Annotated in this window: 19 protein-coding genes; 5 read left to right on the forward strand and 14 right to left on the reverse strand. The window is 42.3% G+C overall.

Going from position 1 to position 18,321, the window contains the following annotated elements; genetic code table 11:
• Positions 1-206 precede the first annotated feature (206 nt).
• Positions 207-1,127, reverse strand: a complete 921-nt coding sequence (locus ACQY1X_RS12030) for a LysR substrate-binding domain-containing protein (RefSeq protein WP_016514554.1) — start codon at positions 1,125-1,127, stop codon at positions 207-209.
• 147 nt (positions 1,128-1,274) lie between these two features.
• Between ACQY1X_RS12030 and ACQY1X_RS12035 the strand changes: the two genes are divergently transcribed.
• Positions 1,275-1,958: a cadmium resistance transporter gene (locus tag ACQY1X_RS12035; protein WP_430012817.1), complete on the forward strand. Its 684-nt coding sequence runs from the start codon at positions 1,275-1,277 to the stop codon at positions 1,956-1,958.
• A 132-nt stretch (positions 1,959-2,090) separates the two neighbouring features.
• Entirely contained in the window at positions 2,091-2,525 is a 435-nt protein-coding gene (locus ACQY1X_RS12040; protein ID WP_002734854.1) for a YidH family protein, read from the forward strand.
• A 10-nt stretch (positions 2,526-2,535) separates the two neighbouring features.
• Here ACQY1X_RS12040 and ACQY1X_RS12045 read toward each other — a convergent pair whose 3' ends face one another.
• Complete coding sequence (locus tag ACQY1X_RS12045; RefSeq protein ID WP_002733781.1) at positions 2,536-3,333, reverse strand: sulfite exporter TauE/SafE family protein; 798 nt, start codon at positions 3,331-3,333, stop codon at positions 2,536-2,538.
• Positions 3,334-3,607: 274 nt separating this feature from the next.
• On the opposite strand from ACQY1X_RS12045, the gene ACQY1X_RS12050 reads away from it, so the two are divergent.
• Positions 3,608-4,612, forward strand: coding sequence for a sulfate/molybdate ABC transporter ATP-binding protein (locus ACQY1X_RS12050; RefSeq protein WP_130757115.1), 1,005 nt, complete (start codon positions 3,608-3,610; stop codon positions 4,610-4,612).
• A gap of 523 nt (positions 4,613-5,135) precedes the next feature.
• On the opposite strand, the gene ACQY1X_RS12055 is transcribed toward ACQY1X_RS12050, so the two are convergent.
• From ACQY1X_RS12055 to ACQY1X_RS12080, 6 genes are all read right to left on the reverse strand, one after another.
• Complete coding sequence (locus ACQY1X_RS12055; protein WP_430012818.1) at positions 5,136-5,306, reverse strand: restriction endonuclease; 171 nt, start codon at positions 5,304-5,306, stop codon at positions 5,136-5,138.
• A 17-nt stretch (positions 5,307-5,323) separates the two neighbouring features.
• The gene (locus ACQY1X_RS12060; protein ID WP_430012819.1) at positions 5,324-5,722 is read right to left on the reverse strand and encodes a helix-turn-helix domain-containing protein; all 399 of its coding nucleotides are present in this window, start codon (positions 5,720-5,722) and stop codon (positions 5,324-5,326) included.
• 46 nt (positions 5,723-5,768) lie between these two features.
• Positions 5,769-6,623 (reverse strand): hydrogenase nickel incorporation protein HypB, encoded by an 855-nt coding sequence (gene hypB, locus ACQY1X_RS12065; protein ID WP_430012820.1) that lies wholly within the window; start codon positions 6,621-6,623, stop codon positions 5,769-5,771.
• Positions 6,614-6,958 (reverse strand): hydrogenase maturation nickel metallochaperone HypA, encoded by a 345-nt coding sequence (locus ACQY1X_RS12070; protein ID WP_430012821.1) that lies wholly within the window; start codon positions 6,956-6,958, stop codon positions 6,614-6,616. Before ACQY1X_RS12070 ends, hypB begins: the two co-directional genes overlap by 10 nt.
• A 161-nt stretch (positions 6,959-7,119) precedes the next feature.
• Positions 7,120-8,190, reverse strand: a complete 1,071-nt coding sequence (hypE, locus tag ACQY1X_RS12075) for a hydrogenase expression/formation protein HypE (protein ID WP_430012822.1) — start codon at positions 8,188-8,190, stop codon at positions 7,120-7,122.
• Positions 8,191-8,295: 105 nt separating this feature from the next.
• The gene (locus tag ACQY1X_RS12080; protein ID WP_069475229.1) at positions 8,296-9,093 is read right to left on the reverse strand and encodes an Rpn family recombination-promoting nuclease/putative transposase; all 798 of its coding nucleotides are present in this window, start codon (positions 9,091-9,093) and stop codon (positions 8,296-8,298) included.
• A gap of 393 nt (positions 9,094-9,486) precedes the next feature.
• Here ACQY1X_RS12080 and ACQY1X_RS12085 point away from each other — a divergent pair, with 393 nt between their 5' ends.
• Together ACQY1X_RS12085 and recG are read left to right on the forward strand one after the other, a co-directional pair.
• Positions 9,487-10,386: a hypothetical protein gene (locus ACQY1X_RS12085; protein ID WP_430012823.1), complete on the forward strand. Its 900-nt coding sequence runs from the start codon at positions 9,487-9,489 to the stop codon at positions 10,384-10,386.
• A 185-nt stretch (positions 10,387-10,571) separates the two neighbouring features.
• Complete coding sequence (recG, locus tag ACQY1X_RS12090; protein ID WP_430012824.1) at positions 10,572-13,040, forward strand: ATP-dependent DNA helicase RecG; 2,469 nt, start codon at positions 10,572-10,574, stop codon at positions 13,038-13,040.
• A 498-nt stretch (positions 13,041-13,538) separates the two neighbouring features.
• Here the strand turns inward: recG and ACQY1X_RS12095 are convergent, their stop codons facing one another.
• From ACQY1X_RS12095 to ACQY1X_RS12120, 6 genes are all read right to left on the reverse strand, one after another.
• Complete coding sequence (locus ACQY1X_RS12095; RefSeq protein ID WP_002733074.1) at positions 13,539-14,087, reverse strand: oxidoreductase; 549 nt, start codon at positions 14,085-14,087, stop codon at positions 13,539-13,541.
• Positions 14,088-14,133: 46 nt separating this feature from the next.
• A complete protein-coding gene (locus ACQY1X_RS12100; RefSeq protein ID WP_223210955.1) occupies positions 14,134-14,598 on the reverse strand; it encodes a hypothetical protein in 465 nt (154 codons plus the stop codon).
• 4 nt (positions 14,599-14,602) lie between these two features.
• Positions 14,603-15,001: a hypothetical protein gene (locus ACQY1X_RS12105; RefSeq protein WP_271935334.1), complete on the reverse strand. Its 399-nt coding sequence runs from the start codon at positions 14,999-15,001 to the stop codon at positions 14,603-14,605.
• Positions 15,002-15,007: 6 nt separating this feature from the next.
• Positions 15,008-15,724, reverse strand: a complete 717-nt coding sequence (hoxU, locus tag ACQY1X_RS12110; RefSeq protein WP_002794250.1) for a bidirectional hydrogenase complex protein HoxU — start codon at positions 15,722-15,724, stop codon at positions 15,008-15,010.
• A gap of 85 nt (positions 15,725-15,809) precedes the next feature.
• Positions 15,810-17,438: a hydroxylamine reductase gene (gene hcp / locus ACQY1X_RS12115; RefSeq protein ID WP_430012825.1), complete on the reverse strand. Its 1,629-nt coding sequence runs from the start codon at positions 17,436-17,438 to the stop codon at positions 15,810-15,812.
• Positions 17,439-17,880: 442 nt separating this feature from the next.
• On the reverse strand, positions 17,881-17,976 hold the full coding sequence (locus tag ACQY1X_RS12120; protein ID WP_394296123.1) for a TPR end-of-group domain-containing protein: 96 nt from the start codon (positions 17,974-17,976) through the stop codon (positions 17,881-17,883).
• Positions 17,977-18,321 lie beyond the last annotated feature (345 nt).

The following is an 18,321-nucleotide window of genomic DNA, read 5'->3' on the forward strand; positions in this document are numbered from 1 at the left end:
CTTTTTTTAAGTTTCTTCTCTTTTTGTTAAGAAAGATCTGACTAATGGATAGCTTATTAAGGGGGGACTAAGGGGGGATCAGAGGCAAAATCTATCTTTAATTTAATTATAACTACTTACTTATAATCTCTCTTTTTTAACAAAAAATAATTTCCCCTACATAGCTTTATTTTTGCTCAGGTTAATTTTTGGTGATTGCTATCAGATTACAACATCTGCTCGAAAACTTGACAGATGCGGGGTTGAAAGCGCTGACGGTGTTTTATTTTTAAAAAAGGGCGCGTAAATTCGAGATAGCGAGGGGATAAACCGGAAGTATCGATGACTCGAATTGATCGCAATGTGCCTAATTGTAATTCCTTTTGAACCATCAATTCGGAAATGCCGGCAGCTGCCGAACTATTCTCGATAATCGCTTTCACCATTTCTCCAGTATTTAACAGCAAAGTCACCTTTAATGTGCGTAAATCGATACTCCAATTCCGTAGCGCTTCCTCGAATCTTTGTTGAGTTCCCGATCCCGATTCTCGCATTACCCAAGGGGTTTCCACTAATTCCGGCAATTCGATCGCTTCTCTTTTATACCAGGGATGAGAACGTCCGACAATAATTAATAGGCGATCGCTGCTGACGATCTCCTGTTCTAAACAATTTGTTAAATCACTCTTGACTTCTCCCTCGATTAATGCTAGGTCAAAACGTCCGTTAGCCGTACCCAGACAGATTTCTTCCGTATTAGCTAGGGTGCAGTTGATCTTAATTGCCGGATAGCGCTCCTGAAAATCGCTAATTTTTGCCGGCAGCCAATAGTTACCAATAGTCAAACTCGATCCTAATTGTAGTTCTCCCCGTTGCAAGTCGTTAAATTCCGCCAATCCCCTTTCTGTCAAAGTTACCTGGGTAAGAATGCGTTGCGCTTCTAATTGCAGTAAACGTCCTGTTTCCGTGATCTCGATATGACGACCGACGCGATGGAATAATTTCACCCCGTATTCACTTTCTAGGGAGGCAATGGCGGCACTGACGGCCGGTTGGGTGATATATAAAGCTTCTGCTGCTTTGGTGAAGTGGAGATGTTCGGCAGTCGCTAGAAAGATTTCCAGTTGATCTAGGGTCATTCTGGCCATGGCAAGGAGTTTTTCCGTCTCTATTGGTCTTTCCATCATTTTAATTTATTAAATCAACAAGAAAGAATATTTGATTTTATTAATAGCTCTTTCTAGAGTGGAAGTAGGGCGATCGAGACCAGAAGAGCCGATTAAGAAAAAAATCCTATGACTACCATGATTACTGCCATATCCACAGCAATAGCGGCCTTTATTGCCACCAATCTCGATGACATCCTGATTTTGACGATTCTTTTTACCCAGGTCAATAAACTTTTTCGCCGTCGTCATATCGTTATCGGTCAGTATTTAGGCTTTATCCTGCTGATTTTGGCGAGTTTAACCGGCTTTTTCGGGAGTTTCTTAATTCCGGCTCAGTGGATTCGTTTTCTCGGTCTGTTACCCGTGATTTTCGGGATTCGGAGTCTCTGGCAGCGAGAGGAAACCGAGACGGATAATCCTCTGGAGGTGACTGTAGAATCAGCACCTTCTTCTCCTTTGGCGGCCTGGTTTTCCCCTCAAACCGGCGCTGTGGCGGCAATTACCATCGCCAATGGTAGTGATAATATCGGCATTTATCTGCCGCTGTTCGCTAGTAATACCTGGCCAAATTTAGTCACTATCGTCAGCGTTTTTCTCATCTTGGTGGGTGTTTGGTGTTTTACTGCTCATCAGTTGACTAAATTACCGGCGATCGCTAATTTAATTACCAGTCACGGCAGCCACTTTGTCCCCTGTGTGTTGATCGGTTTGGGTGTATTTATAATCAAGGAAAGTCTTCCCCTCGCTTTCTTGGCCCTATCCTTAAGCTATGGATGGGCGCTTTTCCAGCAGCAAGCAGAATCTATTTAATTTTTGATTCAATACAAATACATTTAAAAAGAGATTTTAGATTTTTTCCATACCATCTATAACTCAAGTGCCATAGAATAACATCATCTTCTCAAGTGCTCCCCTTGAAACGGACCCCCAGTCATCTCGATCATGTTATTTTTTCTCAAATCACCAGTGACGGAAAGCAAGACCAGCATTAAACCGAAAAAAGTCAATCCCAATCGAGTCCGCGATCATCTGGCCAATGAACGCACCTATCTGTCTTGGATGCGAACGGCGATCGCATTAATGGGTTTTGGTATGGTTATCCTGCGTTTACGGGCCTTTCATCCTCCTCTGGTTCCCCGGCCCGGTTATGGCTGGAAATTAGGCTTAATGTTTGCTTTAGTGGGTTTATTGACCGTATTTTTGACCACAGCACATTATTTTACAGTCAGACGAGATATAGATGAAGATACCTACGAACCAGCCGATCGATGGGTGGTACTATTTAGTTTAGCGATCGTCATTCTCGGTGCGGGAATTATCTATTTTGTCGCCACCAGTCCCGATCTGTTGATCGGTAGTATGATGACTTTCGAGTAAACTCTGGGGATTAGGTGGGTTGGAGTAAGCGCCAACTGACCGTGACTAGAACCGTATAAAGCAGTATTTTTAGGGCATTTTTGGGCAAATATTCCGATAATCTTGCTCCCACTACCACCCCCGGTATCCCACCTAACCAGATGGGAAGTACCAGATTCCAATCTACCGTTCCTAATCCCAGATGACCGATGGAAGTACAGGTTAAGAGGATGGACGCTTGCGATAGATCTGTACCGACTAATTTGCGAGAATCAAGCTGAAAAAAGGTCATCAAGACCAATGCAAACAAGGAACCACTGGAAATACTGGTTAAACCGACCAAATAGCCTAAAACTGCCCCTAATATCGTTGTTTTTATCTGACCGGAGCGAGTGGTTAAATCTAATTTTGGCCAGGACCAAGGGGACAAATCGGGAAAAAACAAGGAGATTAGTAGTTCTAGGGCCGCTAGGACAGTCACGATCATCAAGACAAGACCGATGATATGGGGCAACCATTGATCGAGATTGAGGGAGCTATTCTGCTGAAAATAGCGAAAACCGACTAATCCTAACAGAGAACCGGGTACACTGCCAATTACCAGCCATTTTACCACCTCTAACTCGATCGTTTGCTGTTGCCAGTGACGAACGGTGCCGACCACTTTCATCAACCCGGCCGCCACCACATCGGAACCCACTGCGGTGGTAGCGGGAACCTGAAATACAAAGATCAATAGGGGTGTAATCAAGGATGAACCACCAATTCCCGTTAATCCCACGATAATTCCGATAAAAAAGCTAAATATTGCCAATAAAGAATAGTCCATTTTTGCCTCAGTCGTCTCTCTTCTCTAGTGCGTTTCTGGTCGTTAATGGACAAAATTAGTTAATTAAGCCTTTAAAAAAGTAAAAAAGAGTAATAGTAAGCTTTTATCGCTGTTTAATCTTTTTAGTCTCCGTTTATAACCAGTAATCTCCCGAATCGAAACTTAATTTTCTTGCTATCTTGTAAAATGTAATTGTATTTTAATACGACTGCGATTAAATCATGGTTAAAATACGGTCAAACCCTATACATTTTTTGCCAGAGGATTAGCCACCGTGAGTATCATCATCGAGCAAGTATCGAAAAAATTCGGCACCTTTACCGCTTTAGACAACATCAATCTAGAGATCAAATCGAATCGTCTGGTGGCACTGCTGGGGCCGTCTGGTTCAGGAAAAACTACTCTCCTGAGAGCGATCGCAGGATTAGAACCCCCCGACACAGGCAAAATTATCATCAACGGCAAAGACACAACCCATTTAAACGTCAGAAAAAGGAATATTGGCTTTGTTTTTCAGCATTATGCGCTTTTTAAACACCTGACGGTGCGTCAGAATATCGCTTTCGGTTTAAATATTCGCAAAGCTACCCCGAACTACATTCAAAAACGAGTGGACAATCTCTTGAGTTTAATTCAATTGCAGGGATTAGGCGATCGCTATCCGGCCCAACTATCCGGGGGTCAACGTCAACGGGTTGCCCTGGCCCGGGCCTTAGCGGTGGAACCGGAAGTATTATTATTAGATGAGCCTTTTGGGGCCCTGGATGCCAAAGTTAGAAAAGAGCTACGGATTTGGTTGCGACAGTTACACGAGGAAGTCCATGTCACCAGTGTTTTCGTCACCCACGACCAAGAGGAAGCCATGGAAGTGGCCGACGAGATCGTAATTTTCAATGAGGGTAAAATCGAACAGGTGGGAACTCCCGATCGAGTGTACGATCATCCTGCCTCTGCTTTTGTGATGAGTTTTATCGGCCGGGTGAATGTTGTACCACCAACCTCGGCTGCACTGTTCGAGCAGCTTGGGGGGGGTACTAACGGAGTCAAGATTTTTATTCGTCCCCACGACCTGGAAATTCTCTCTTCTCCCAATGGGTCTAGCATTGAGGCAAAAGTCGAGCGCATTATCCATCTGGGTTGGGCCATCGATGTGGAATTAATTCTACCGGATCGCTCTCTCCTGATTGCCCATCTGAATCGAGAACAACTGGCTCAACTGCATCTCAAAGTCGGGGAGCAAGTTTATGTTCGTCCTCGGGATGCTCGCGTTTTTGCCTAAAAGTCAGCCTTATTGTTAGCACCTGACTCGAATAAAATCGTCAACATTAAAGGTCCTAATAGGTGTAGGGTCATGAATGCACACGGCTGCTGGTAGCTTCGCATCATGTCCCTACACACCCTTAGGAGTCTTATAGACCTCTTGCAAAAGTCTTAAGTCGATCCTTGTACAGCAACATTTTTGAAGATTATCAACTACTAATAAATAATTAACTGAAAGTCCCTCCCATTATTGTTTCTATCGTTTGTTTTCGGATTTATGCAAGAGGTCTTATGCAAATAATACTAAATCCGTTGAGTATAGGCTACTTATAAGCATAGGCACTCATGCAAGAGGCAAGAGGCAAAAGGGGGAATAGATAATCAGTCTTTAGTAACTGGATTTAGTATCAGCTTTTAATATAGCGTTTTTCAGTCTGCTGAGGTACAAAAGTTATGGGTTTTAGGCAAAAGGCAAGAGACAAAAGGCAAAAGGGAAGAAAAACAAGTGTACCTCACTAGCTTAGGAAACGCTATAACTAGATTTAGTATAAGGCCTTTTTGAGTTGTAAATTAAAAGCTACCAACTCCAGTCCACAAAAGGGTTCTATCCAGCGATCAAAGTTTTGCTGATCTGCTAAACTTTTGGTCGATGATACCAGTTTAGTTTTGATACCTTGACATTTAATCGGGGGAACAATGACGGTTGTTTTCATTAACAACTAATAGATAATTAAATGAATACACTGGGGGAAACATTGAAAATCTCTCCTAAAATTTTACCTTGAGCTTTACTAATCGATCGCTTGCCATTAACAATTTCTGAAACCACACCCTTAGAACCAATTTTACCAACTAAATCAGCTTGTTTCCTGTTGTTAGCTGACATTAAGTGTAATAATACTTCCTGGGGTGAAGCTGGTTCGGGTTGAGGTTGTTTGGCATCAAAATCCTTAATAATTGTCGCCATTAATTTAACCATCGCGGTTTCTTCTGGTAGTCGCTCCTGTTTACTAATTAGATTAAGGAGAAGATGACGCACTTGCTCATATTCTTCTTCATTTTCAATAATCTTGGGTTGAAATTTAGTCAACAGTTGATTATAAATATTGTCATCAAGTGCTAGAGTCATTTTTCTTTCGGTTAGACTGAACTTTTTGGGTGTGTTACTACTTAACTTAAACCAGCGATTTTAACCAACCGTACCAAGCATCTAAACCTTCTCCTGTGGTAGCGGAAACTTGAAAAACTTTCAGATTGGGATTAACCTGATAGGCGTAATCTAAACAGCGATCGAGGTTAAAATTAACATAGGGCAGTAGGTCTATTTTTGTCAAGATCATGACTTGAGAAGCGTGGAACATATAGGGATATTTAATCGGTTTATCTTCCCCTTCGGTGACGGAAAGAATGACGACTTTGGCATTTTCTCCTAAATCAAATAAAGCAGGACAAACTAGATTACCGACATTTTCGATCATGACTAAAGAATTCATCGGTGGATCGAGTTCGATTAATCCTCTCTCTACCATTGATGCTTCTAAATGACAACCTGTTCCGGTGTTAATTTGGATAACCTGACAACCGGTTTCACTAATTTTTTGAGCATCATTAGCTGTAGCTTGATCTCCCTCAATCACACTGATAGGAATAGCGGTTTTTAAATCGGCAATTGTGCGAGTTAACAGGGTAGTTTTTCCCGAACCGGGGGAAGAAACCAGATTAAGAGCAACAGTTTTTCTACCCTTCAACCAACCGCGATTTTGTGCCGCTAATAGATTATTTTTTGCCAGCAGATTTTGCTCAACTTGGAGAATATTACCATGAATTTGAGCGTGAATTTCCGCAGGATGATGGGGATGCTCATGATCGTGAGCGTGAGCGTGAGCATGATCGTGAGCGTGAGCATGATCGTGAGCATGATGGCTATGACTAATAACAGTACCATCGGCTAAAATATGTTCATGGGTTCCCGTTTGCGGATTAGTTACCGTTACTTCCGAGTTATCAGAGCAACCACAGGTTATACACATAAGGATTCTGTCTCCAACGATTTAAGATTTAATTCTTGACCCTGTAAAATGATTATATTGCGACTACCACATCGATCGCAGATTCGGTAGGGATATTCTAGTTCTAGCTCATTTCCGCAATCTTGGCACTGTCCTAAACCGGAAATTTCCAGAATCTCTAACATTGCCCCCTCTATATTAGTACCTTGACAACAGGTATCAAAACAGAAAGCGATCGATTCTGGCATAATTGCCGTTAGTTTACCAATCTCTAACACCACGCGCTTAACTTTCATTCCTCGGGAATGTTCTAAGGCAAGTTCGATAATATTTTGGGTGATTCCTAGTTCGTGCATTTTCAGTTATCAGTTATCAGTTATCAGTTATCAGGGAACAGGGAACAGGGAACAGGGAACAGGGAAATTTCAACTAAAACCCCAAAACCCCAAAACCCCAAAACTCCAACTATCTGTTTTTTTAGTTTTCACTTTTTCCTTTAAAACTGTCTCCTGTCTAATTAACATATTCTCGGTAATTGTTCACCGACTAACATATCGAGAATCCTTTTAGTGCCGAAAGCGGTTTTTAAGTAAACTAAATTGGGGGGAGAAGCGACGACTTCCCCGATACAAGCGGCATTTTTACCGTCAGGATGGGAACGCATCACTGCTAAAACGCGATTTTCTGCCTCCGGAGGCACGACAAGGACTAATTTGCCCTCGTTTGCCAGATAAAGCGGTTCTAAGCCCAATAATTCGCACATTCCTCGCACTTCTTCCCGGATGGGGATCGCCGTTTCCTGCACCTCTATTCCCACCCCTGAACTTTGGGCAAATTCGTTTAAAACCGTGGCTAATCCGCCTCTAGTGGCATCCCGCATCGCTTTAACTTGTGGGCAAACGGCCAGAATTGCAGAAATTAAAGAATTCAGGGCTTGACAATCGCTTTCGATTGTGCATTGTAGGTCTAATTCGCCCCTGGCAATCAGAATGGCGGCGCCGTGATCCCCCAGAAAACCGTTAAGCAAAATGCGATCGCCAACTTGTAAATTATTCGCCCCAGAATTGATTCCGGCTGGAATTACTCCCACTCCAGAGGTATTAATAAATATTTGATCCCCTTGTCCCTTGGGAACGACTTTTGTATCCCCGGTGACGATTTTTACCGCTGCTTTTTCGGCGGCTATTTTCATGTTGGTAACGATGGTTTTTAGGGTGTCGATAGATAAACCTTCTTCGAGGATAAAACTACAACTGAGATAGAGAGGAATTGCCCCACCGACAGCCAAATCATTAACGGTTCCATTGACTGCTAAACTGCCAATATCACCCCCCGGAAAGAATAGGGGAGAAACCACATAGGAATCGGTGGTAAATGCCAAGCGATCGCCTATTTTAGCCAAATCTTTAATTTCAAATCGGGCTTGATCTTCAAGGGTTGCCAGTAGGTTATTATCAAAATTATTAACAAATATCTCATTAATTAAATCCCGCATTGCTCTGCCACCGCTGCCATGGGAGAGAGTGATATTTGTGTCGGTAATTTTTGTTTTTTTTAATTTTAAAGAAGCTGAAGGAGTGCTAGTCATAGGTGAGGTAGGAAGTTTTCATTTTGGCGAGTCGCTGGTCGATAGCAAATTAGGTTACACTTTATCTTGATCGGAAACGGTGTCATAGCTTACTGCTAGATTAGCTTAATGGGTTTCTGGTATTTCTCGCACTTTTTCTACAGTTAAGTCCAAGGCTTGAGCAATTTGTTCTACCGTTAAACCTAAAGCCAATAAACGCGGCACAGATTCTAGTTTACCTTCCAGTTTACCTTCCAGTTTACCTTCCAGTTTACCTTCTTCTCGAACGTCTTGAAAATAACGGGTTTGTTTCAGTTCATCTAAACTAAACATAGCTTCTATCTCCCGGCGACTTAGACGTGGTAATTTATAAATAAGGATCGTTTCTATTAATTGTAGGAGGTTTTGCGGTTGGGTAAATTCAGTTCGCACTCGTGTAATAAGTTGTTTGGCTGTTGCCACTGCTTGATTTTCTTTAGCAATAATTAATTTTATGGTGGCAATACCCAGGGAATCTTGATTAATATCATCTAGTTCATCTAAATAGATTCGCGTCACTCTCCCAGATGTCAATAAGTCTTGATAACGTACAATCTTATCTGATTCTACCCGACGATGGGGATAAATGACCACCCCGCGCCAATCATTGTTAAAAGCAGTTTTACTGAGATATAGGAAGATTTCAGCAAAGAAACGGCCATAAAAATTCTGATCATCTTGAAATTGCACCTCGCAGAAATAAATAGGAATGCTAGGATTGGTAATATTGGGCAAAAATACGCCATCAATACGAAAAGCTAGTTGCTTGATTTCGACGGAATCAAAGCGGTAATTCTCTGCTTCTCTGGGAGAAAGGTTGATTAATTCAAAGAAAATTGACGGATAAGATTGAAAAAGATCATAAAAAATACTGTCGGTTTTCATGCCCGGACTTGTGGTGTAAACTATGCAAAAATGTAGAGATAGAGAGTTTTCCTACTAATTAGCCTGATTATAGCAGTTATCTTTGCCAAAACCAATGCTAAAAGCCGATCCGGGAAAAGCTAAGTAGGTAGGTGTTAAAAGTTGTCAGATACCCCCCTTATCAAGGGGGCAGGGGGGATCCCCCCACCTATCGGCACCCCCCTTATCAAGGGGGGCAGGGGGGATCAGAGGCAAAATCTATCTTCAATTTAATTATAACTACTTACTTAATCGCTAAAATAACTGACAATCGATCAAGTCTGAGCATCTCCCCCTGGTCAGGGTGCTATAGCTGACAATGAGTCGCTATAATAGAATTCGCCGATCGCTAACTTCTCCCTCGGTAAAATTTCTATGACTGGAAGACTGAACAAGCTACAACAAGATTTAAAGAACATAGAAACGGAAGTGGCAAATTTAGCCGAAAGAATGCGGGAAAAATACCGAATTTATCTTGATTTACTCGGTGAATCTCTCTATAAACAGGCGATCGGAGCAGTGTATTATATCTGTACCCGTTACTATGGGGGGGAATTTCTGGCTCTCTCCCACAGCAATCGTCAGAAACTACAAGAGGAGATCAAAGCTCTAGGACAAGAGGCTAAAGCCAGTTTACAGCAATTGGGCGAGCAGAGCTTCGATCGAGGGACATTTTCAGGGGGAGGATTCTCTAAAAGTCCAGCAGAGACGAAAAATACCCCAGATTTCTTAAAACTTTTTCTAAACAAACCGGAAAATCTAGCCGCAACTGGAGAGATTAATAACCCCGATATTTTACTCCATTGTTGTCGAGTGCTGGAAAAAAACTGTATCGAGATTCTCAATCATCTCTCTAAACAAATTAATCAGCAACTACAAAAAGCTTATATTCTTCCCCCTTATCTACCCAGTCAAATTATCGATATGGCAATTCAAGCGGGAGAAGAGGGACAATCCCTAGGTGGAGGAAATAATATGTTAAACATTCTAGTGGAAGCTAAAACCCCTGAACCAGAGGAAGAAAAAGATGAAGATGAAGATGATGGGGATGGGGATGATCATGATTTTTCAAGTGGCAAAGTCACTAAAGTAACGGCGATTCATCTACGAATGGCTGAACTTGAATTTGCCGATGCGCGCTTAAGTGTCGAAAGAAATCAAATTCGCTCCCTTTGGGAACAATTAAATCGTCTAGGTAAACAATATTATCACCTTCGCAAAGAATATACTATTGCTCAAGCGGAAGCGGCGTGGCGCAGTAGTTGGTATGATTAATCAGTTATAATTAAACAGAGGTAAGCTATTAAGAATTTAAATTGCTTGTTGAGATGAGGCAAGAGGCAAGAGGCAATAGTAAAGGGATTTGGGGAGATTTAGCCAATCTAAGGATAGGCGGTTAAAATGTGTCTTAGCTTATTAGGGAAACATAATACTGGGAAATTTGGAATCAAGAGGCAATTATGAAAGGGGAAATACCCGACTGGGTGAGATTACAAAAAGCCTTATCTGTAGAAGCGGAAAAAGGTTATCCCGATCTTCAGGGAAATCAGTACCGTTTTAGCGAGTTTTTGTGTCTTAGTTTCGGGGATAATCCTCCCGTGGGAATTGCCACCAGTGAGAGAAATCGCTGGCGAGAATTAGCCCAAAAATTTGCCCAATATTCCCAATTTAATCCCAGACAAAGACAACAATTAGTCGCCGAAACTCGCAATTTTTTGCAACAATTACGGCAAACTTTAGAAGCAACCCCGACCCCAAAAGAACCAGCTGCGGCGAAAATTATTAATACCACTCCCATCACGGCAAAGGCTAATTCTCCACGGCAAGTCACCCTGGAACAACCCTTGAAATATCTAGCGGAAGTGGGAGAGAGAAAAGCCAGTCTTTTAGAAAGATTAAACCTCCACAAAGTTGAAGATTTATTATATTATTATCCCCGGGATCATGTGGATTACAGTCGTCAAGTTAATATCGCTAATTTAACCGAGGGAGAAACGGTAACTTTAGTGGGGAATGTCAAGCGCTGTAATTGTTTTAATAGCCCCAAAAATACCAAGTTAGCTATCTTTGAATTGCTCTTACAGGATCGTACTGGACAGATAAAATTAAACCGTTTTTATGCGGGAACTCGCTATAATAATCGTGCTTGGCAAGAAGGACAAAAAAAACTCTATCCCGTCGGTTCTGTGGTGGCGGTTAGTGGTTTAGTCAAAGCGGGAAAATATGGGTTAACTTTAGAAAATCCTGAATTTGAATTATTAGACAGTTCTGGGGCAAGTATTGAGTCCTTAAAAATCGGGCGTATCCTGCCGGTTTATCCCCTCACCGATGGAGTACCCGCCGACCTAATTAGGAAGGCTGTAGTCGCCGCTTTTGGGGCAGTAGAGGCGATAAAAGACCCCCTACCTTTCGGTCTAAGAAAACAATACGGATTAATCGATTTAAAAACAGCAATTACTAACATTCATTTTCCCAATAATTCCGAGATTCTCAGTCAAGCGCGACGGCGATTAGTCTTTGATGAATTCTTCTTTTTACAATTAGGTTTTCTGCGGCGGCGGCAACAGTATCGTCAGACACAGAAAAGTGCTATTTTTAGTGCTAGGGGTCAATTAATTGATCAATTTAATCAGATAATTCCCTTTCAATTAACCAATGCTCAAAAACGAGTTATTGAGGAAATTTTAGAGGATTTAGATTCTAGCACCCCGATGAATCGTCTTGTGCAGGGGGATGTGGGTTCTGGCAAAACAATTGTCGGAGTTTATGCCATTTTAGCAGCCCTACAATCCGGTTATCAAGCAGCATTAATGGCTCCCACGGAAGTTTTAGCAGAACAACATTATCGTAAGTTAGTTAGCTGGTTTAATCTCTTACATTTACCCGTAGAATTATTAACTGGTTCCACAAAAACCGCTAAACGGCGAGAAATTCACGCCCAATTAGAGACAGGAGAGTTACCACTTTTAGTGGGAACTCATGCCCTAATTCAAGATGCAGTTAATTTCCGCAAATTAGGTTTAGTTGTTATTGATGAACAGCATCGCTTTGGGGTACAACAAAGGGCAAGATTATTAAGCAAAGGAGAGTCTCCCCACGTTTTAACCATGACAGCAACACCGATTCCCCGTACTTTAGCTTTAACCCTACATGGGGATTTAGATGTGAGTCAAATTGACGAATTACCCCCCGGCAGACAACCGATTCAAACCACCGCTTTAAATGGGAATCAAAGAAGGGCTGCCTATGATTTAATTCGCCGTGAAATTGCCCAAGGCAGACAAGCTTATGTGATTTTTCCCTTGATTGAAGAATCGGAAAAATTAGATGTGAGGGCTGCGGTGGAAGAATATCAAAGTTTATCAGAAAAGATTTTTCCCAATTTTAATATCGGTTTACTCCATGGTCGCATGAGTTCCGCCGAAAAAGAGGAAATCTTAACAGCTTTTCGCGATAATATTCTACAAATTATTGTCTCAACTACGGTTATTGAAGTGGGGGTGGATGTTCCCAATGCCACGGTGATGTTAATTGAAAATGCCGAACGTTTTGGCCTTTCACAATTGCATCAATTACGGGGGCGCGTCGGCAGAGGTTCCCATCAATCCTATTGTTTACTTTTAAGTGGCAGTAATAGTGCTAATTCCCGTCAAAGATTGACGGTTTTGGAACAATCCCAAGACGGCTTTTTTATCTCGGAAATGGATATGCGATTTCGCGGTCCAGGAGAAGTTTTAGGACAACGACAATCGGGTTTACCAGATTTTGCCCTCGCTAGTTTAGTCGAGGATCAAGAGGTGTTAGTTTTGGCAAGAGATGCCGCCGAAAAAATTATGTTAGATGATCCCCATTTAATCACTTTGCCCAATTTGAAACAAGCTTTAGAAGCTAAATATCAACGGATGTTAGGAGCGGATATTTTAACTTGATTTAGATGTTCAGTGATCAGTAAACAGTAATACTAAATCCAGTTATTAAAAACTGATTATTTATTCTCCGTTTTGCAGGAGTGCCTCTCTTGATATGTAGCCCATACTCAACGGATGGCCGTATTACTTTCGATTTTATCACTCAATCCAAGCCTTTGGGGGGTAGAACCCCCCAAACCCCCCGTTGGGGGCGTGGCGCCGCCCCCAAACCCCCCGCGCATTAGTTTTTCGGTGGGATGCTTACACGCAGCCGCTGACTCATCTGTAATAATTTAGGAGTCACTGATAATTGCTGATTGTCGGTATTTCTACAAATGTGAGATGCACCCAATCAGTAAACAGTGATCAGTAATCAGTAAACAGTAATCAATAATCAGCGAAAAGACAGCAGCAAACTGGCATTTGATGAGGCTCACCTAATACATACTGCTCATTCAAAACTTAAAACTCAAATCTTATAACTGATAACTGATAACTGATAACTGATAACTGATTCAATTAACCAAATTTAATCATTTCTCGTCCTACCATCACCGGTAATTCCCCTTTTAAAATCGGAATTAATGTCTCGCGAATTCTGTCCGCATCGGGGGGGCATCCCGGCATAAAAATATCGATGGGAATGACTTGATGGACTGGCAGCACTTGATCTAATAATTCGGGAACGATACCGGGTTCTTCTGGTAGTTGAGGGGTGTTATCTCCTAACTCTAAATAAGCCCTTTTTAGCACGGGATCGGCAGTTCCTAACATATTCCGCATAGCGGGAACGTTAGCAGTCACGGCGCAATCACCAAAAGAAACGACGGTTTTGGTATTTTGACGGACTAGATGAATTAGTTCTAAATTATCCTGATTAGCGATCGCTCCTTCCACTAAACAGACATCGACATTTTCTGGATAGGTTTTCAGATCGCAGCCGACGGGACTATATACCACGTCAACTTTTTCGGCTAATTCTAACAGCCATTCGTCCAAATCGAGGAAGGACATATGGCATCCCGAACAACCGGCTAACCAGACAGTAGCGAAGCGAATTTTAGACATAATTTTAATTCCTTGTTTGTTAGGTTTTGGCAATAGTGATTACTAGCTAATAGAAAAGCGGCTGTTTACCGAGGGGCGGGTTTTTGCCTGTCTCGACAAGTTCCTGATTATCTGCAATTAAAGAAAAAAGATCGATCCCCTTCCATTCTTGCAAAAATTCACAGATTAGCTGTGGTGTCCAATTTTCACCTCTAAAAAACTTAAAATTTTTCGTGTGGACATTGAGAAAAAAATGCAAGATATTACATTGATCCTGCGCCCCGAAAATAGTCCCCTTGACTGTCCAATTATCCACACTACTGGCGTAATCCTCGATCGCCCGATCTGCCGCCGCCACAAGCTCTCGGTATTGATCACAGAATTGGCGAAGCATCTGGGGAAATCGCCCAACTTCGGCGAAAAGTTCGATCGCAGACCAAGCTAAATTGGTTGGTTGAGATTGATAATCCAGCAGGGATAGACAGCGATCCAAGGCTTGCAGAAAGATCTGTTCGAGATTTGTATCATTCATAACATTATTGATTCCCTTGACGCAGTAGGACAGACCAACCATATTGAGCTTGAGCGATTTCGTGAGCAGAAGGCTGATTCATACCCTGATTAATCACTAAATCCGATTCTAAGATTTCGTGTTGTAAAAAGACACGATCGATCGCCGTTCCCTGTCCTCGCGCCATCCTCAACCACGCCTTTGCCATATCAATACTAGGCCAAAATTCATACTGACTGACACCGCTACCGAAAGCGTAGTCCTTTGCTCGTTGAGTTTCCCGAGCAGAAATACCGCAGTAATCGGAAATCAAGGGAATATCTTCATTCATCCCCATAATCTCGTCATACAGAGCCATTTCCGCCCGCAGATACTTGGCATAAATACCTAGATGTCCCCAACGAGGGTTTTGAGAATCTACCATTTTTCGCTAACGCGTCCATTGGTGTTGAGTCCTAGCATTAACTAAAAATTCCAACTTCGATCGATCTTCCTCTTTTTCAGAAACGGCGGAACCCTTGCGGAATATCGCCCCGGTTGGACAAGCGGCAACACATTTGCCGCAGGAAGTACAGGCGGAAACGCTGCCCCAAGGCTGATCCATTCCCGCAATAATTTTATCTTTTTCGCCGCGATAAGCCAGATCCCAAACGTGCGCCCCTTCAATTTCATCACAGACTCGTACACAACGGGTACAGAGAACACAACGATTATGATCGATACCAAAAAGATGATGGGAAATATCTACTTCTCGCTTGGGAAAACGGTAGGGAAAACGACTATGATCCATACCCACTTCGATGGCTAAATCTTGCAATTCACAGTTACCATTAGCCACACAAACTGCACAAACGTGATTACCTTCAGCGAATAATAATTCCACTGTCATGCGGCGATATTCTTTTAGTTTTGGGGTATCGGTATGAACCACCATTCCTTCCGCCACTTCCGTTACACAGGCAGGTAATAATTTATTAATACCTTCAATTTCTACCAAACATAAGCGACAGGCAGCCACTTCGGAAACCCCATCGAGATGACAGAGGGCGGGAATTTTTATTCCTACCTGACTAGCGGCTGCGAGAACTCGCGAACCTGCTTCGATCGCTACATCTTTGCCATCAATGCTTAAAGTGATTACGGACATAAAAATTATTCTCCTTGAGGATAATATCCCTCTCCTTCCCATAGGCCACAATTTGTGGCCGAGGGTGGGATTTTTACAGAAAGTTTTAACCTAGACAAGCGGCTAAGTCTTTTGCGGGGGTGGTAATCGGCTGCAGATGATAGGTATCGGAGAGGAATTTGAGGACGTTAGGGGAGATAAATGCCGGTAAAGTTGGTCCCAGACGGATATTTTGAATACCTAGATGCAGCAGGGTGAGCAGTACAGCGATCGCTTTTTGTTCGTACCAAGAGATAATTAGGGAGAGGGGAATCTCGTTGACGCTAACGTTAAAAGCGTTGGCTAATCCTAGGGCGATTTTGATGGCACTATAGGCATCGTTACATTGTCCCACGTCCATCAGCCGGGGTAATCCTTCGATGCTACCTAATTGTTTGTCGAAAAAGCGGAATTTTCCACAGGCAAGGGTTAAAACGATGCAATCTTCGGGGACTTGTTCCACGAATTCGGTGTAGTAATTGCGATCGGGTTTTGCCCCATCGCAGCCCCCAACTAGGAAGAAGTGACGGATTTTACCCTGTTTAAGGGCATTAACCAGCGTATCAGCGACACTGAGAACGGTATTGTGGGCAAATCCCACCATTACCTGCCGAGGTTCGCTTATTTCAGTAAATCCGGGCAATGATTGCGCTTTAGCAATCACGGGACTAAAATCGATCGCACCGTCCACTGTTTCTAAGCGGTTAATATGGGCATAACCCACAGGTCCGAGGGTAAAGAGTTTACTTTCATAGTTTTCGTGGGGGGGCATGAGACAATTAGTAGTTAAAACTATTGCCCCCGGAAACTTAGCAAATTCTTTAGTTTGATTTTGCCAGGCGGTGCCATAATGACCGTAGAGATGGGGATATTTTTCTTTGAGTTTTGGATAACCGTGGGCGGGTAATAATTCTCCGTGGGTGTAGACTGTTATCCCAGTATTGGCAGTTTGTGCCAGTAAAGCCGCTAATTGTTTAATATCATGGCCGGAGACTAAAATGGCTTTACCTAGACGCGGATTTAAGGGAACATTTGTCGGTATGGGATGACCGTAGGTTTCGGTATGACCTTGATCTAATAATTCCATGGCCCGCAGGTTTGCTGCCCCAACTTTTAGACAGATTGCCACCCAATCATTCAGGTTTAAATCACTGCGGTCAATCGCCGCTAAAGTCTCTTGGATAACCTGATAAACTGAGTCATCCTCTTGACCTAATTCCTGAGCGTGGAAAGTATAGGAAGCAAGACCTTTAACTCCGTAGATAGCGGTTAACTTTAGGGAAAAAATATCGAGGTCTTGTACTTTTTCAATTAGTTCTAAGGATACTTCTTGACCTTGGCTGACTAGGCTCTCATTAAAATTAGGCTGATAGTTAGCAAGTGCAGACCAGTCCAGCGATCCCAATTGTGCTTTTAAATTTTCCCGAATCTCTAAACAACGCTGAATATAATCGGTAAAACGTCTTTGATCGAAGTTCACATTGGTCATGGTGGCGAAAAGCGACTCGCAGGTAAAAATATCGGCTTCGCGAGTAGATATCGCCGCTTCTTTGGCTTTTAAAACCACCGATGCTAATCCCCGCAGACAATAAACTAATAAGTCTTGAACAGCGTTGACTTCGGGACTTTTTCCACAGGCTCCCCACTGATGACAACCATTACCACTAGCGGTTTGTTCGCATTGTTCACAAAACATAAGTTTTCTCTCTTTTTTCAGTGGATTGACAGATTGTTGCGATTTTTTTCTACTAAATTTAATTCTGCTTTTTTGAAAGTTAGTTATCGGCCCTCACCCGGCAGGAATTGTGGATTTTACGACTGGAAAGCTTGTCTTGACAGCCTCTACTCTCTGAACTATGTTTTTATTCTCTCACTTTTTTTGCCAGTTGGGTTCTGATTTTAGATTTCCTCAAGAATTACCGATTAAACAATTATTTAGTTGTCTTATTAAATTAAGTATTTTTTGTGATTTTTATGATATAATGAGCGAAATTTTCGATTTTTAGGTGGGTGGTTGCCAGTGTCATAGCAATCGGTCTCCTGATTAGGATAGAAAGTTGGAACTTAAGAGTTATTATCGCCTAACTGTGATGATAGGATTGCTTTCGACATAGATAGTTATCTCTTTTGTTATTTACTTAACTTAGCAATGATTGAAACCGCTCATCTCCCCGAATCTGCTCGAAATCTTTATCTGTTTTTGCCAGATCCTGATATTTGACATCAAGACTGATGAACGATTTATTTTATTAGTGGTATTCCGATATCTTTGCAGATTTTATTAGCGAGAATATCCCTAATTTCCGTATGTCTTGGAATCGCAGATCTTTTATTTAATTGGGGGTTAAACCACCAAGAATGGCTAGGACTTGCTGAAAAAGTAGGGGCGAAGCATTCGGATAGAAAATCTACGGTTTCACCGATAGGTTATTGTCCGAATGCTTCGCCCCTACAGGACGCGGGCCGATGAAGACGCAAGGTTTTGAACGACGATTCTCTCAAAATCTTGCACCTGTGAGAGCAAAACAGAACCCTAAAACTCTTACCTCGTCTATATTTCACATTTATTCAGCAAGCCC

The organism is Microcystis protocystis FBCC-A270 (genome assembly GCF_050500235.1).
Classification (GTDB): Bacteria; Cyanobacteriota; Cyanobacteriia; order Cyanobacteriales; family Microcystaceae; genus Microcystis; species Microcystis ichthyoblabe_A.

Bases quoted from the DNA above. Each gene is read 5' to 3' on its own strand.
- ACQY1X_RS12030 (WP_016514554.1), bottom strand. From the start codon at position 1,127: ATGGCCAGAATGACCCTAGATCAACTGGAAATCTTTCTAGCGACTGCC.
- ACQY1X_RS12035 (WP_430012817.1), top strand. From the start codon at position 1,275: ATGACTACCATGATTACTGCCATATCCACAGCAATAGCGGCCTTTATT.
- ACQY1X_RS12040 (WP_002734854.1), top strand. From the start codon at position 2,091: ATGTTATTTTTTCTCAAATCACCAGTGACGGAAAGCAAGACCAGCATT.
- ACQY1X_RS12045 (WP_002733781.1), bottom strand. From the start codon at position 3,333: ATGGACTATTCTTTATTGGCAATATTTAGCTTTTTTATCGGAATTATC.
- ACQY1X_RS12055 (WP_430012818.1), bottom strand. From the start codon at position 5,306: ATGAAAACAACCGTCATTGTTCCCCCGATTAAATGTCAAGGTATCAAA.
- ACQY1X_RS12060 (WP_430012819.1), bottom strand. From the start codon at position 5,722: ATGACTCTAGCACTTGATGACAATATTTATAATCAACTGTTGACTAAA.
- hypB (WP_430012820.1), bottom strand. From the start codon at position 6,623: ATGTGTATAACCTGTGGTTGCTCTGATAACTCGGAAGTAACGGTAACT.
- ACQY1X_RS12070 (WP_430012821.1), bottom strand. From the start codon at position 6,958: ATGCACGAACTAGGAATCACCCAAAATATTATCGAACTTGCCTTAGAA.
- hypE (WP_430012822.1), bottom strand. From the start codon at position 8,190: ATGACTAGCACTCCTTCAGCTTCTTTAAAATTAAAAAAAACAAAAATT.
- ACQY1X_RS12080 (WP_069475229.1), bottom strand. From the start codon at position 9,093: ATGAAAACCGACAGTATTTTTTATGATCTTTTTCAATCTTATCCGTCA.
- ACQY1X_RS12085 (WP_430012823.1), top strand. From the start codon at position 9,487: ATGACTGGAAGACTGAACAAGCTACAACAAGATTTAAAGAACATAGAA.
- recG (WP_430012824.1), top strand. From the start codon at position 10,572: ATGAAAGGGGAAATACCCGACTGGGTGAGATTACAAAAAGCCTTATCT.
- ACQY1X_RS12095 (WP_002733074.1), bottom strand. From the start codon at position 14,087: ATGTCTAAAATTCGCTTCGCTACTGTCTGGTTAGCCGGTTGTTCGGGA.
- ACQY1X_RS12100 (WP_223210955.1), bottom strand. From the start codon at position 14,598: ATGAATGATACAAATCTCGAACAGATCTTTCTGCAAGCCTTGGATCGC.
- ACQY1X_RS12105 (WP_271935334.1), bottom strand. From the start codon at position 15,001: ATGGTAGATTCTCAAAACCCTCGTTGGGGACATCTAGGTATTTATGCC.
- hoxU (WP_002794250.1), bottom strand. From the start codon at position 15,724: ATGTCCGTAATCACTTTAAGCATTGATGGCAAAGATGTAGCGATCGAA.
- hcp (WP_430012825.1), bottom strand. From the start codon at position 17,438: ATGTTTTGTGAACAATGCGAACAAACCGCTAGTGGTAATGGTTGTCAT.